Source organism: Flavonifractor sp. An91 (assembly GCF_002159225.1).
In the GTDB taxonomy this organism is placed as follows: Bacteria; Bacillota; Clostridia; order Oscillospirales; family Oscillospiraceae; genus Flavonifractor; species Flavonifractor avicola.
Genome location: NZ_NFHA01000034.1, coordinates 1 through 13,392, shown reverse-complemented (window position 1 = coordinate 13,392; position 13,392 = coordinate 1). Strand labels below are relative to the sequence as shown.

Annotated in this window: 13 protein-coding genes and 1 other RNA gene; 6 read left to right on the top strand and 8 right to left on the bottom strand. The window is 55.0% G+C overall.

Annotation, left to right across the window (positions count from 1 at the left end; all coding sequences use genetic code 11):
* Positions 1-7 precede the first annotated feature (7 nt).
* The 4 genes from B5G42_RS14805 to B5G42_RS14790 form a co-directional block, all read right to left on the bottom strand.
* The gene (locus B5G42_RS14805; RefSeq protein WP_087187653.1) at positions 8-295 is read right to left on the bottom strand and encodes a hypothetical protein; all 288 of its coding nucleotides are present in this window, start codon (positions 293-295) and stop codon (positions 8-10) included.
* Positions 296-428: 133 nt separating this feature from the next.
* Positions 429-1,628: a LuxR C-terminal-related transcriptional regulator gene (locus B5G42_RS18935; RefSeq protein WP_087271925.1), complete on the bottom strand. Its 1,200-nt coding sequence runs from the start codon at positions 1,626-1,628 to the stop codon at positions 429-431.
* 413 nt (positions 1,629-2,041) lie between these two features.
* Positions 2,042-3,013 carry a hypothetical protein gene (locus B5G42_RS18510; RefSeq protein ID WP_206406199.1) on the bottom strand — a complete coding sequence of 324 codons (972 nt, stop codon included), beginning with the start codon at positions 3,011-3,013 and terminating at the stop codon, positions 2,042-2,044.
* Positions 3,014-3,033: 20 nt separating this feature from the next.
* Entirely contained in the window at positions 3,034-3,798 is a 765-nt protein-coding gene (locus tag B5G42_RS14790) for a hypothetical protein (protein WP_087271922.1), read from the bottom strand.
* 277 nt (positions 3,799-4,075) lie between these two features.
* Between B5G42_RS14790 and B5G42_RS14785 the strand changes: the two genes are divergently transcribed.
* Positions 4,076-5,227 (top strand): IS3 family transposase, encoded by a 1,152-nt coding sequence (locus tag B5G42_RS14785; RefSeq protein ID WP_087271943.1) that lies wholly within the window; start codon positions 4,076-4,078, stop codon positions 5,225-5,227.
* Between the two features lie 182 nt (positions 5,228-5,409).
* On the opposite strand, the gene ssrA is transcribed toward B5G42_RS14785, so the two are convergent.
* From ssrA to B5G42_RS14765, 4 genes are all read right to left on the bottom strand, one after another.
* Positions 5,410-5,757, bottom strand: a transfer-messenger RNA (tmRNA) gene (gene ssrA / locus B5G42_RS14780).
* A 61-nt stretch (positions 5,758-5,818) separates the two neighbouring features.
* Positions 5,819-6,340, bottom strand: a complete 522-nt coding sequence (locus tag B5G42_RS14775) for a peptidylprolyl isomerase (protein WP_087187644.1) — start codon at positions 6,338-6,340, stop codon at positions 5,819-5,821.
* 41 nt (positions 6,341-6,381) lie between these two features.
* Positions 6,382-6,855, bottom strand: a complete 474-nt coding sequence (gene smpB / locus B5G42_RS14770; protein ID WP_087187643.1) for an SsrA-binding protein SmpB — start codon at positions 6,853-6,855, stop codon at positions 6,382-6,384.
* Positions 6,856-7,079: 224 nt separating this feature from the next.
* Positions 7,080-7,574 (bottom strand): hypothetical protein, encoded by a 495-nt coding sequence (locus B5G42_RS14765; protein WP_087187642.1) that lies wholly within the window; start codon positions 7,572-7,574, stop codon positions 7,080-7,082.
* 156 nt (positions 7,575-7,730) lie between these two features.
* On the opposite strand from B5G42_RS14765, the gene B5G42_RS14760 reads away from it, so the two are divergent.
* From B5G42_RS14760 to B5G42_RS14740, 5 genes are all read left to right on the top strand, one after another.
* Entirely contained in the window at positions 7,731-8,267 is a 537-nt protein-coding gene (locus B5G42_RS14760; RefSeq protein ID WP_087187641.1) for an NUDIX hydrolase, read from the top strand.
* Between the two features lie 15 nt (positions 8,268-8,282).
* Positions 8,283-8,987 carry a response regulator gene (locus B5G42_RS14755; RefSeq protein WP_087271919.1) on the top strand — a complete coding sequence of 235 codons (705 nt, stop codon included), beginning with the start codon at positions 8,283-8,285 and terminating at the stop codon, positions 8,985-8,987.
* Between the two features lie 320 nt (positions 8,988-9,307).
* The gene (locus tag B5G42_RS14750) at positions 9,308-11,098 is read left to right on the top strand and encodes an ATP-binding protein (RefSeq protein ID WP_087271916.1); all 1,791 of its coding nucleotides are present in this window, start codon (positions 9,308-9,310) and stop codon (positions 11,096-11,098) included.
* Complete coding sequence (locus tag B5G42_RS14745) at positions 11,085-12,425, top strand: hypothetical protein (RefSeq protein WP_087271913.1); 1,341 nt, start codon at positions 11,085-11,087, stop codon at positions 12,423-12,425. The genes B5G42_RS14750 and B5G42_RS14745 overlap by 14 nt, the downstream gene beginning before the upstream one ends.
* 18 nt (positions 12,426-12,443) lie before the next feature.
* Positions 12,444-13,271 carry a hypothetical protein gene (locus B5G42_RS14740; RefSeq protein WP_087271910.1) on the top strand — a complete coding sequence of 276 codons (828 nt, stop codon included), beginning with the start codon at positions 12,444-12,446 and terminating at the stop codon, positions 13,269-13,271.
* The last annotated feature ends 121 nt before the right edge of the window (positions 13,272-13,392 follow it).

Below are 13,392 nucleotides of genomic sequence, written 5' to 3'. Positions count from 1 at the left end.
CTCCTTTTCATGCTTTTCTGTTCTTCTCATGTCCGCACACGCCGATCAAAGTGTTTGAAAACGGTCTGTAAAAGCGGCAGGAGCCGCAGTCGATCAGTCCCTCGCCCGCGCTCCTCTCTTCGCCGAAGGCGCAGGCATCCTCAAGCGTCAGCATGATGGGGTGCCCCTCCGGCGTATAGATCGGGTGTTCCAGAAAGTCCGGGTATACTTCCATGTATTTTCCGGTTTTTTGATCATACTGAAGCGGAATCGTGAGTGTTGCGCCTTCGACCTGATACGTTTTTGCCTTTTCCACACGCAAACCCTCCTTTTCTGTTTCGTATGGCTTTATCATACCATGGATCCATATTTTTGAAACCACCCGTTTGGGGGTGAAAAATGGGTAGGTGCCCAAAAAAGGACCCAGCCAAATGGCCGGGTCCTTTTTCTCATAACAGCATATATTTTTTCAATTCCTGTCTATTTTTGACGTTGAGCTTCTGCATGGCATTGGTAATATGATACTTTACCGTATTCAAAGAGATGTGCATATGGTCCGCGATCTCCTGATTCGTCCAGCCGCGGGCAGCCAGCATGGATGTAGCAAACTCCGTTGTGGTCAGATTGTCCGCCACATCATGCCCGGTATCAGGATTATGGATCTTGCGCCACCCCGCGGAAAACCGGTAGGTGATGGCGATGATCCGCTTGAAGTCCTCCGGATATTCCGGCTTGATCACCGCTTCCAGCATCCCGCCCAACAAGCCGTGGTGTTCGCCAAAGCCCTGGATAAAATCGTCCGGTTTGGCAAGCTCCCACGCCGCAAGCAGATGCCGCTTTGCCTTGTCCACCTGTTTTAGACTCATATAGTCCATGACTGCGGCCAAATGCAGATAAATGCTGGGGATCGGATATTCTTCCGTCTGCATACTCAGCGTGGCCTCTATAATGCCCAGGCTTCTCTGGTAGTCCTTTTGCAGATAGAGACCGTGGGCAATGATATATAACGCAAATATCCGGATTCCCATTGGGAGCCTGGGAAGGAACTCCTGCGTGGGCGGCAATTCTTTCGGCAAAGGAAGGTGCAGCAGCACTGCCGCAGCAGAAGAAATAAAGGACAGAACCGCCCGCTTTTCCGGGTGCTTTTCCGTATCCGAGGCAAGCGTTTCCTGCACTGCTGTCAGCGCATATCTGGCCCTCTGTATCTCACCCACAGAAAGATTGGCATACAGATAGATCAGGCAGGCGGAAAGCTGTATGTTCCTATCCGACTCGCGGAGAAGCAGTTGGGTTTGTTCGATGGCTTTTTCCGGCTGTCCGCTGAAATAGTAATACTCCGCAAGTGCGACCTGTTTTTCCAGGCCGTCCGCCATGCTGTCAATGAATTCCAGGCATTTTCCCGGCTCAAACGCGGTGTTCATCAGCGGCATAAGCCCCGGATAAGACAGGCTCTGGCCTCTCTTCCCCTGCGTTTCCGGAGCCGACTGCTCCCTGCGTTGGTCTTTTGGCTTTTCGGCTCCCACTGGGATTCTCCAGGATGACCCAAACTTCTCTGCGCCCGCAATGCGCCCTGATGCGCAGTATTTCTGCACCAGGCGCTCAGATATGTTCCATTTCTGCGCCGCATCGTACACAGTCATGTATTCCATAAAGTGCCCCCGCCCCAGACCGTTTGATACCGCCGCAAATAAGTTGCAATGCAGTATCATCTTTCAAAAATTGAGACTAAACAACTTCTTCAGTTTTACTATATGTTAATTATTATATAATGCTGTCAAAGGAATTTCAACCGGCCATTTGGGATGGTCCAAATAGCATTTTGCAGAAGGTCCGTCGTTCGGGCAAGCTATCCCAATCGGTTTCCCATTACACTCAAACCCAGCCACGCAGAGAGAACACGAAGCCACAGCAACTTCCACCAGAAAGAAAAATGAGATAGACTTTTGGGCTTGATCTTTCCCAAATTATTAAGAAAAAGCACAAATCCGAACCCTGCACCAATTGGTGCAGGGTTCGGATTTGCTACTTGTGGAACATCACAACACTATAGATGCTCGGCTGATTATACTTCATCAATCGGAGTACTCGCCTCTAAAAAAGGAGTAGGATCCAATGCTATTTTTGTACGGAGAATATCCGCACGCTGCCCTCGAATAATCGCTAAGACCGGGGGAATATTGTAGCATAGATTGTCTGCTAAAAGCCATCTATCGTGCCACTTAAATCCGTTGTCAGTAATTACTCTCCAACTCAATGAGATGAGTCGAGCGGATAATTCATTTCTCAATGCAGCATAATCTGATTTGGCACTTTGGGTCACATTATCACTACCAGAAATGATGGTAATGGATGAAACTCCTTCAAAAGGTAACCCGTCCAGAAGTGTTTCTAAACCCTCTTTACGGAAATGTTTGTCAATCCAGAATATAGAACCACGGCAAGCTCGTATTACCTTTCGAAGATTGTAAACATTGCTGAAAGGTGTAGTTGGGTCAATATAGTATTGGTGGATTGGTGCTTCTCCGCAAGCAACATCCTTTACAGAGAATAGTTTGTTTTTCTTATCATAAACAACCACACTGTATTTATTCAGAAGAGTCAACAGCGAAATTACTTCCCTGTATTCAATTTCCCTATTTGCAACGCTGTGATAATTTAGTAATGTCCTCAGCTGTTCAACGGACTGTTTCCCACGACCATAAAAAACTTGTCCGACTAAATTAACCACTGGATTGTGCAGTAGCCTCTGCTTTAAGGCTTCATTGGCATTAGAAATGTCCTGGTGGATATACATGAGTTCAAATAGAGCTTTTCCGTCCGGAGTCAGACAGAAAGATGTTCTATCAATGAGATTAGCACTCAAGAAAAACTCAAACACTCCATCGGGGACAGCCTTTTCTATCTGCAATCGAGAACTACGGAAAACAGGAAGGCCATCAACTGTACTTACACAGTCAAACATCGTCCCCAAATCATAGAGAGCACTCCTGATATCTTTGTCGGCAAGGCGAAGAATATATTCATGATTACTCATTGATAGAGCACCTGATATGTTCATTTCACTCCATACACTTTTTGAAACATAAGTGCAATCATAGCCTTCACATACTCAGCATCATCCTGTGTTGCATCGATAGGCATATACAAGATAGCTCTGCGTTTGTCGCCAAAAGAAATATTCAATGGAGCTGCAAACTCTTCGTTGGAGGACTGAAAAACACTCTCGGCATCCGGAACCAGAGTGGCTGTACCACTAAGAGTGACATCAGCCCCTTTTGCTACAACATCGGATGAGCTCTGTGGTGTTTCCGGTGTAAGATCTAAGATTCCGTTTTGAACAGCACCAATCTCTGTGGCTGTTTTGATAAATGTATTAGCGGCCACCTTTGCAACTGCAGGAAGAATGCCATATTGATTAACCAGAATATTCTCCAAGGTCTGAGGCTGGGGGATTGATTGGCCAGTATATTCAGCAATCAATTCTGAATACAGCTTAGGAGCCTTAAAACACTCAAACTTGAGAGCCTGCAACTCGGCCGCCCCTTCCGTGGGGCGAGCAAATCGTCTTGCTGGCTCCAAAAACGAAATAGTTTTGCCAGAAGATGTGGAAATAAGGCCGTATTGTCTTGCAGAACTAAGCGTATACTTAAAGGAATTAGTTGTTGCCTTAACGCCACATGCCTCGGCGGCAACATCGTACGAAATAGGTTTGTTTTGAGGATAATCCCGAAATTTCTCTACAAAAGCAATTGCAGCGTCCAATGTGACTGCAGGATATTCCTTGCTTTTAGGTTTGGACTTCTTTTCGTTGGCATCCATATTTCCACCTCCGCTTACTTTATGATCCATATCGTAGCACAGAGTAGTGTTATTGTCAACACACATAAGAAACTTATTTGTGCAAATTTGACGCAAGTGAATGTTTTTTGAGTGTCATTCACTTTGTGGTGGGTCGACCTTGACTGACTTAAATATCGCCAGCATATCACCTGACTTTTTCTACTGTAATTAGCTCTCAAAAGCGTTCTCCACTTTTTATCCTTTATAATGGTGATATTAGGAGATTTTTAAAGTACACCAGAAAGGAATGATGAGGATGAAAAATAGGAGCTACTCGGAATCCGAAAAATCTGCAGCAGTTAACCGTTTTTTGGTGAACAGCGAATCTGTAGCAGACATTGCTGCTGACACTGGTATCTCCAGAAGTACTCTCTATGCTTGGATCAAGTCCGCACAGATTGAGCCGGTTACGTTAGATTTTACTCTCAAAAATTTTCGGATGCTGGAAACTAAGGCAAAGCGACTGGAGGGAATTGTGGAGATTCTGCAAATCGCTAACTGTACTGCCAACGCACCTCTCAATGAAAGGCTCCAAGCGTTAGAAGAACTCCATGGCCAATACAATGTGCATATGCTCTGTGACGCGCTAAAAGTTCCCCGCGGAACATTTTACAATTATATCTTCCGGAACAAACGGGACAATACTTGGCACGCAAAGAGAAGAGGGGAACTTCGAATCAGAATTCAACAAATCTATGATGAAAGTAAGCAAATCTTTGGAGCAGGAAAGATTACCGCAGTTATGAAAGAGGAAGGTTATAAAGTCAGTCAGGAAATGGTCCGGGAACTCATGCGGGATATGGGCTTGCTAAGCATTCGACAGGATGCTAAAAAGGTCTATGCCAAAGAGCGGCGCAGTTTGAAAAATCATTTAAACCAGCAATTTGAGGTAACGCGGCCAAATGAAGTATGGGTCAGTGATGTTACATATTTTCTTTGTAAGGATATCAAGTACTACATCTGTGCCATTATCGATTTGTATGCCAGGCGAATTGTAGGCTATCGAATTGGAAAGCGTAACAGCACACAACTTGTGAAAAGTACATTCAAGCAAGCATACGAATCCCGCAAGCCTGTGGGACAACTGCTATTCCATACAGACCGGGGGAGCAATTATCGCTCTTATGCCATGTGCTCGTATCTTAGGGAGTTGGGCGTGATACAATCATTTTCAAAGGCGGGAGTTCCCTATGATAATTCCGTAATGGAGTCCTTTTTCTCCTCGTTGAAACGAGAAGAACTGTACCGAACAAAATACCGCTCTGAAGCGGAATTCAGAGCGGCAGTAGATGCGTATATGGTGTTTTACAACGAGCGCAGACCTCACGCTAAAAACGGTTACAAGACACCAGTGAAACTGGAATCTATCTATTTTGGCGAGCAAAAGGAGCCAGAGACCATGTCCTGAACAAAGGGGTTCAGATTGATTGTTTTCGCTGTTTTACGGCCTAAAATTCAACGATTTATCAAGAATGTCCGAAAAGGAGATTGCTCCTCGAAGCCCTGAATCCCTTGTAAATCAAGGGAAACAAGAAAAACACCATTGATGTCCGAACCTTGGGGGGTTCAGATGTCAATGGTGTTTTCATCTGGTGGAGGCGGGGGGAGTCGAACCCCCGTCCGAAAACGCTTCAACGGGAACTTCTCCGGGCGCAGACGGTCATTTACATTCCCGCACCCTGACGTAGGCCGTCAAACTTCAGGGCTTGGTAGCTTCATTGTTCATGGTGCGCTCAAAGCTTTGCGCACACACGTGCACCACTAAACGACGCCCCGTTCCGGCTCGTGGTCCTTCCGGACGGGACGGTCACGGCTTAAGCCGCGACAAGCTCAACGTTATCGTTGTTCTTTAATTTATAAGTTGCCCGTTTTAAGGATGTCAGGCACATCCGCCCGCTATTCCCGCCTCTACGTCCCCGTCGAAACCAGTACGCCCCCATGGAGCGGCGCGGTCAAGCCGCGCCGCGACAGGTAACACTTTACTGGCAGCCGGTCAGACTCAGCACTTCTCCGGCGCGGGATAGTCCACACCGAAGGTTTCCACGGTGACGGACTTCATCCGCTGATCCTCGTAGGGGCGGTCCATCCGGTCCCGCTTCACATTGACAATGGCGTCGGCCACGTCCATGCCTTCGATCACCTTGCCGAAGGCGGCGTATTCACCGTCCAGGTGAGGAGCCTTCTCCACCATGATGAAGAACTGGCTGCCGGCGGAATTGGGATGCATGGCACGGGCCATGGACAGCACGCCCCGGTCATGCTTCAGGTCGTTCTTCACACCGTTGTGGGCAAACTCACCCTTAATGGAGTAGCCGGGGCCACCCATACCGGTGCCCTGGGGGCAGCCGCCCTGGATCATGAAGCCGGGGATCACACGGTGGAAGATCAGGCCGTTATAGAAGCCGGACTTCACCAGGCTGATAAAGTTGTTGACGGAGTTGGGAGCCACATCGGGGTAGAGCTCGGCCACCATCTTGCCGCCGTTTTCCATTTCAAAGGTCACAATGGGATTCTGAGCCATTTGGTTTTCCTTCCTTTCTTCGGGGGGCTGTGCCCCCCTTGTCAATAACCGCCGCGGCGGTGTGATTTCATGGTGCGGTCCATCTCCCGCTTGGCGTCCCTGGCAGCGGCGGAATCCCGCTTGTCATAGAGTTTCTTGCCCTTGGCCAGGCCCACTTCCAGCTTGACCCGGGGGCCCCGGAAATAGATGGACAGAGGAACCAGCGCGTATCCGTCCTGCTTGACCTTAGCAAAGAGCCGCAGGATCTCCCGCTTGTGCATCAGCAGGCGGCGGGGCCGCAGGGGGTCCTTGTTGAAGATGTTGCCCTTCTCATAGGGGCTGATGTGCATCCCATGGACGTGCATCTCGCCATCCTTGACGATACAGAAGGAGTCCTTCAGGTTGACGTGGCCCTGGCGGATGGACTTGACCTCGGTGCCTGCCAGCTCAATACCTGCCTCGTACTTATCCTCAATAAAATAGTCGTGGTAGGCCTTGCTGTTCTTGGCCACGATTTTGACGCCCTTGCCCTCCATTCCGCCACCTCCCAACCGGGACAGATCTCTTGAGCGTATATTATACCATGGCCACAAGCCATTCGGGCTTGTACGCCGCAGAGCGGCGGAAAACCGGCGCAGCCGGTTTTGGCCATGGTGTAACATCAACAGCAGGCGTTTTGCCCGCAAAACGCCTGGATACGATGGTATCCTGCCGCGCACTGTGCGGCAACTGTTGATATTATACCACAGCTGTCAATAGCTCAGACGGGAAAGTAGGTCAGCACCCCGGCCAGAGCATCGGCAGGAAAGACCATACGGCCATGCTCTGCCAGACTGGCTTCCAGATGGGGCCGCGCGGCCTCGCTGCGGCCGAACTCAGAAAGCCGTACGGCAGTCTGCTCCGCCCCGGCGGGCAGAGAAAGCCACCACCGCCCCTCCCACCACAGCAGGGCGGCATCCGGCCTGGGCTGATCCAGGACCCGGGCGGCGGCAGCCAAGTCCTCCAGGCAGGCAAAGGAGAACCACCGCTGTTCCGGCGGACGCACGTGGGCAAACACCAGCACGCCACAGGACTCCGGGTAGGCCTCGATCTCAATGGAGCCCTCCAGATCCATACCCGCCTGCCGGAAGGCGGTACGGGTCAGCTCCAGGGCCTGCTCCAGAGTGAGCCCCGCCGGTGTCAGGCCGTGTTCCTTCAGGTCGGCGGGGGTGATGTACAGGGCAACGCTGGCGCTGCCGATGGGCTGGATGGTCATAGTCTGCCTCCTCTCAAATGCAGGAACGATTATACCCGTTCCGGCCCCTTCCGTACAGCTGTAATGATTGCCGGGATTGGAAAAGCTGAGGGTGGCACGGAACCTGGAAGTATGATATAATGCACCTAACCGATGTAAGAAAAGGGGATATGCCGGATGGAACTGTGGGAAAAGACTGTAGAGAGCGAAACGCTCTTTGAAGGTAAAATTGTCACCCTGAAGCTGGACAAGGCCCAGCTGGTCAACGGCCGGATCGCCCGGCGGGAAGTAGTGGAGCACCCCGGCGGGGTGGCTGTACTGCCCCTGTTTGACGATGGTACCGTCAGCATTGTACGGCAGTTCCGCTATCCCTTCCAGGCAGTGGTCACCGAGCTGCCCGCCGGCAAATTGGAGAAAGGGGAGGACCATCGCCCCGCCGCTCTGCGTGAGCTGGAAGAAGAAGTGGGCGTCACCTGCGGCAAGCTGACCTATCTGGGCTGCCTGTACCTCTCCCCCGGCTTCTCCTCCGAGGTACTCCATATGTATCTGGCTCAGGATCTGAAGCAGGGCGCCTGCCACCCGGATGACGACGAATTTCTGGAGGCGGAGCGGGTGCCCTTCGCCCAGCTGGCCCAGCAGGTCATGGACGGGGAGATCGTGGACGCCAAGACGGTGGCCCTGGTGCTGAAGGTCAAGCAGCTGCTGGGTCTGTAAAGACAGGAGGTTGGCATGAGCAAGCGCATTCTGATTGTGGAGGATGAGAAGAACATTGTGGACATCCTCAGCTTCAACCTGACCAAGGAAGGCTATGAGACGCTGGAGGCCTACGATGGTCAGGCGGGACTCCAGCTGGCGCTGGAGCAGAATCCCGACCTGATCCTGCTGGATCTGATGCTGCCTAAAATGGACGGCTTCGATGTGTGCCGCAATCTCCGCAAGGAGAACCGCTCCACCCCGGTCATCATGCTTACCGCCCGGGAGGAGGAGACCGATAAGGTACTGGGCCTGGAGCTGGGCGCCGATGACTATATCACCAAACCCTTCTCCATGCGGGAACTGCTGGCCCGGGTAAAGGCCAACATCCGCCGCAACGAGATGGTGTCCGGCGCTCCCGCCTCCGTCCCCTCCGGCAGCCGGATGGAGCTGGGCCGCATTTCCATCGATCCCGATCAGATGGTGGTCTGCAAGGATGGGCGGCCCCTGGATCTGACCCAGCGGGAGTACGAGCTGATCAAATTCCTGGCCTCCCAGCCAGGCAAGGTGTTCTCCCGGGAGGCCCTCATGGAGCACGTCTGGAACTACGAGGGCTATGTGGGTGACGTGCGGGCTGTGGACGTGGCCGTCCGCCGCCTCCGTGAAAAAGTGGAGGACGACCCGGCTTCTCCCCAGTTTGTAGTGACCCGGAGAGGCCTGGGATACTATTTTAACGCGTAACCCTGCGCCAACTGTCCGGATCGTCCTCCACGGGCCCCCGCACAGCGGGGCGGCGCCTGCGCCGTACAAGCGATTTGCCCAGCGGGCAAATCCTTGATGGCCGGGGAAATTCACTTTTCCCGGCCAGATGCAATGATCTCCAGGGCTCCCGGCGGCTCTGCCGCCGGGAATCGGACGATCCGACTTCTCCCCAGTTCGTAGTGACCCGGAGAGGTCTGGGCTATTATTTCAACGCCTGATAGAAGCAATCTTGGCGGGCCGGGGCGGCCGTCCCTGCCCGCCCTGTCTTTATTTTTTGCAAGAGAGGAGTGGTCCACAGTATGTTCCGCAGCCTGCACATGAAGCTCATGCTCATCATGACGCTGCTCATCATTCTGCTGATGACCGTTGTGGGCGCGTTCCTCATCAACTCTGTGGCCAATTACTACACCCAGGACTTCTATACCCAGATGTCGGAGGCCTTTGCCGACGAGGTGTTCTGGGCCGACCTGAACACCCCAACCCCCGGCGAGCAGGACGGCGCTGCCAGCATTGCTGAGATCCTCAACGCCTACAACGGCACCCTGGGCGTGGACAACCGCAGCCGGAAATACTATGTGCTGGACGGTAAGGACGGCCACTGGCTGGCGGGCTCTGACGAGCAGGACGCCGACCAGCCTCTGGACATGGACTCCCGCAATCTGATGCGGGTGCTGGCCGGAGAGGAAAAGAGCGACGACAGCACCCCCTCCGCATCTTACATGGATGTGGCGGTGGCCGTTCAGCGGGGGGACCAGCGCTATATCATTTATGTCCGGGACGACGGCACCAATGCCGCCGCCCTGAACAGCGAACTCATCACCCTCATCGTGGAGGCTCTGGTTTTCGGTCTGGTGATCTCAGTGCTCCTCTCCTTCCTGCTGTCCAAAACCCTTATCACCCCCATTGAGCGGCTTACCGAGGGTGCGGAGCGGGTGGCCAACGGCGACTTTTCTCAGAAGCTGGAGGTAGCCTCCCGGGATGAGATCGGCATCCTCACCGGCACCTTCAACGACATGGCCCGCCAGCTCCACCACACCCTGGAGGAGGTGGAGAACGAGCGCAACAAGCTGGGCACCCTGTTCCTCCACATGACCGACGGCGTGGTGGCCTTTGCCCGGGACGGCGCTGTGATCCAGTCCAACCCTGCCGCCGAGGAACTGCTGGGGACGGCCATTCCCATTGGCGGCAGCGTCAACTATGATACCCTGTTCTCCGACATTGCGCCCCTCCAGGGGGTGCTGGCGGTCCAATCCCCCGGCTACCTGGACGGGACCCGTACCGTGGGCGGCAAGAGCCTGGAGCTGCTGCTCACCCCCTTTGACCAGGAGCGGCTGGGCGGCGTGCTGGTGATGATCCATGACGTCACGGAGCAGCATAAGACCGAGGAGATGCGCCGGGAGTTTGTGGCCAACGTGTCCCACGAGCTGCGCACCCCCCTGACCAACATCCGCTCCTACGCAGAAACTCTGGTAGACAACGCCGGAGAGCTGCCCCCTGACACAGAAAAGAATTTCCTGGGGGTCATTCTCAATGAGTCCGACCGGATGACCCACATCGTGCAGGACCTTCTCACCCTCTCCCGGTTCGACTCCGGCCGGTCGGAGCTGAAGCTGGCCCCCTTCCCCTTCGGACAGGCGGTGCAGGATGTATACAACGCCATTCTGATGGAGGCCCAGCGCCACGGCCATCAGGTGGAACTGAAGCTCCCCCCTACCCTGCCCGAAATCGTGGGCGACCGGGAACGTATTTTGCAGGTGATGATGAACGTCGTCTCCAACTCCATCAAGTACACCCCCGATGGCGGCCACATCCGTATCTCCGCCGGCCAGTGGCCGGGCAAGGTGTGGATGGAGGTGGCCGATAACGGCATCGGCATTCCCGAAGCCGACCGGGGCCGCATCTTTGAGCGATTTTACCGGGTGGACAAGGCCCGCTCCCGGGAGTCCGGCGGCACCGGACTTGGCCTCTCCATCGCCAAGGAGATCATCGACCGGCACGAGGGCACCATCGAACTGCTGGACCGGCCCGGTCCCGGCCTGACGGTGCGCATCACCCTGCTGACGGAGGGGCCTCGCCATGGAAAGGAGTAAACCGAGACGCCGCCGGAACCGGGGAGTGGAGCGACTCAAGACCCTGCTCATCGTACTGCTCTCCCTGTCCGCCATCTATCTGACCGGCCTTGCCCTGGTACAAAACCGGGTCTCCGGCTCCCAGGGACTGCTGAGCGGGCTGATCTCCCTCTTCCGCCCTCAGAGCACTGTGGAGACCTCCGACCCCGGCAACACCGTGCAGCTCACCGCCGCCGCCCGCCCGGTCCGTATCGCGGTATGCGACGGGGTGAACCGCTATGCGGTCCAGTACAACACCACCCAGACCGACAAACTGTATGACAGCGTGGGCATTCTGTTGGGCGAAGCCCTGTCCAGTGCAGACTCCCCCACGGTGGTCACCGAATCGGTATGGCAGGCTGCTTTGAGTGCCCCCGGTGTCTGGTTTGATTTTCTGGGCAAGATCCCTCTGGAGACCCTCAGCGCCTGGACCGGCGAGGGGGGCATCAACACCGCCCTCACCGGCTCCGCCCGGCGGATCGCCGTGGCTCTGGCGGACGACGGGGTGCGGCTGTACTATCATAATGAGAGTGACGGCCTGTATTATACCTGTAAAACGGCAGTGACCTATCAGGGGCACATGGACGAGCTGATTGCCGGTTACGGCGGCAACGGCGTTCCCTTTGCCTTTGAGCTGGGCACGGACAGCGGCTACGCCGGGCTGGACCCCTATGTGCTCATCTCCGCTTCCGCACCCACCCCCAACATTTACCGCGCCTCCAATCCCCTGGCCAACCTGGACGACACGCTGATCAGCAGTCTGCAGCAGGCCCTCTCCTTCCAGACCTCCTACTATGCCATTCCCAACGGTATCCGTATCCGGGAAGGCCAGGAGACCCTAGAGATCAGCAACACCGGCACCGTCTCCTATACCACGGCAGAGGGCACCAGTTCCCGCTACCCCGTGGGGAGTGCGTATGGCTACGACATCACCGAGGTGGTGGAGACCACCCGGCGGATGGCCGCCGATACGGTGGGCCGCTACTGCGGCGCCGCCCGCATCTATCTGATGGATGTAACCGAAACCGACACCGGTCTGTCCGTCCGCTACGGCTATAGCCTGAACGGCGCGGAGGTCAGCCTCTCCGGCGGCGACAGCGCCGCCCTCTTCACCATCCAGGATGGACAGATTACCGCCTTTACCCTCCGGTTCCGGCGGTACGAGGATGCTGGCCAAACCAGTCTGGTGCTAAACGAGCGGATGGCCGCCGCAGCTCTGGAGGCCCTGGACCCGGAGGGCCGGGAGCTGGTCCTGTGCTACAGCGACAGCGGCGGCGACACCGTCCAGGCCGGATGGGTGGCCAAATGACGAGATCGCGAGGTTCCTATGGAATGGTCTAAACTGAAAAATGTGATCCTGCTGATGCTGCTGTGCGTCAACATTATCCTGCTCCTGCTTGTGGGCAGTCAGGCCAGCCAGGACAAGCGCTACCAGGCGGAAACCAGGCAGGCCGCCCAGACCGTGCTGGAACAGGGCGGCATCGACTTTACCCTGGATGAATTCCCCGACGATCTGGCGCTGTCGGTGACCACCGTCACCCGTGACCGGACCGGTGAGGCCGGCGCAGCCGCCGCCCTGCTGGGAGAGGTCACCCTGGAGGGGGAGAGCGAGGTACGTCCCCGCTACTCCGGCCCCGGCGGCGTGGCGGAATTTTCCATGAACGGCAGCTTTACCATTACCCTTACCCCCGGAACCTGGAGACTTGAAAGCGACCAGGACTATGAGTCCTCCAGCCAGGCCTGTCTGGAGGCCATGGGCTTTACCGGCACCCTGTCCGACACGGAGCAGACCGGCGCAGAAACTCTGCTGACCTACTGCCAAAGCTGGGAGGGCTCCCCCCTCTTCTCCTGCACCATCCGTCTCCACTGGCAGGAAAATGACCTAATCCAGGTGGAGGGACAGCGGCTGGACGGCAGTGTTTCCGCCTCGGTCACCAAGTCGCTCCTCTCCACCCCCACCATTCTGGTCCGCTTTCTGGCCGGGATCAATGAGGGGGGCTATGTGTGCAGCCGCATCGACGCCATGGACGGGGGCTACCTGCTCTCCAGCAACACCACCCGGCAGGTCCAGCTGACGCCGGTATGGCGGTTTGTCACCGACACCGGCACCTACTACGTCAACGCGGTCACCGGTGAGTTTTCACCTCTGGAATAATAAGTGAATTGTCAAACTAAATGCAACAGGAATTGAGTTCGAAGTCCCATAATTCCTGGGCAGAATGGAAATTCAAAACTTTGCGAGGCCTGGCGTTAATTAACGCCAGGTTTCGTTTTAG

What these genes read in the sequence shown, in the direction of transcription:
- B5G42_RS18935 (WP_087271925.1), bottom strand. Translation starts at nt 1,628, where the DNA reads ATGGAATACATGACTGTGTACGATGCGGCGCAGAAATGGAACATATCT.
- B5G42_RS18510 (WP_206406199.1), bottom strand. Translation starts at nt 3,013, where the DNA reads ATGAGTAATCATGAATATATTCTTCGCCTTGCCGACAAAGATATCAGG.
- B5G42_RS14790 (WP_087271922.1), bottom strand. Translation starts at nt 3,798, where the DNA reads ATGGATGCCAACGAAAAGAAGTCCAAACCTAAAAGCAAGGAATATCCT.
- B5G42_RS14785 (WP_087271943.1), top strand. Translation starts at nt 4,076, where the DNA reads ATGAAAAATAGGAGCTACTCGGAATCCGAAAAATCTGCAGCAGTTAAC.
- B5G42_RS14775 (WP_087187644.1), bottom strand. Translation starts at nt 6,340, where the DNA reads ATGGCTCAGAATCCCATTGTGACCTTTGAAATGGAAAACGGCGGCAAG.
- smpB (WP_087187643.1), bottom strand. Translation starts at nt 6,855, where the DNA reads ATGGAGGGCAAGGGCGTCAAAATCGTGGCCAAGAACAGCAAGGCCTAC.
- B5G42_RS14765 (WP_087187642.1), bottom strand. Translation starts at nt 7,574, where the DNA reads ATGACCATCCAGCCCATCGGCAGCGCCAGCGTTGCCCTGTACATCACC.
- B5G42_RS14760 (WP_087187641.1), top strand. Translation starts at nt 7,731, where the DNA reads ATGGAACTGTGGGAAAAGACTGTAGAGAGCGAAACGCTCTTTGAAGGT.
- B5G42_RS14755 (WP_087271919.1), top strand. Translation starts at nt 8,283, where the DNA reads ATGAGCAAGCGCATTCTGATTGTGGAGGATGAGAAGAACATTGTGGAC.
- B5G42_RS14750 (WP_087271916.1), top strand. Translation starts at nt 9,308, where the DNA reads ATGTTCCGCAGCCTGCACATGAAGCTCATGCTCATCATGACGCTGCTC.
- B5G42_RS14745 (WP_087271913.1), top strand. Translation starts at nt 11,085, where the DNA reads ATGGAAAGGAGTAAACCGAGACGCCGCCGGAACCGGGGAGTGGAGCGA.
- B5G42_RS14740 (WP_087271910.1), top strand. Translation starts at nt 12,444, where the DNA reads ATGGAATGGTCTAAACTGAAAAATGTGATCCTGCTGATGCTGCTGTGC.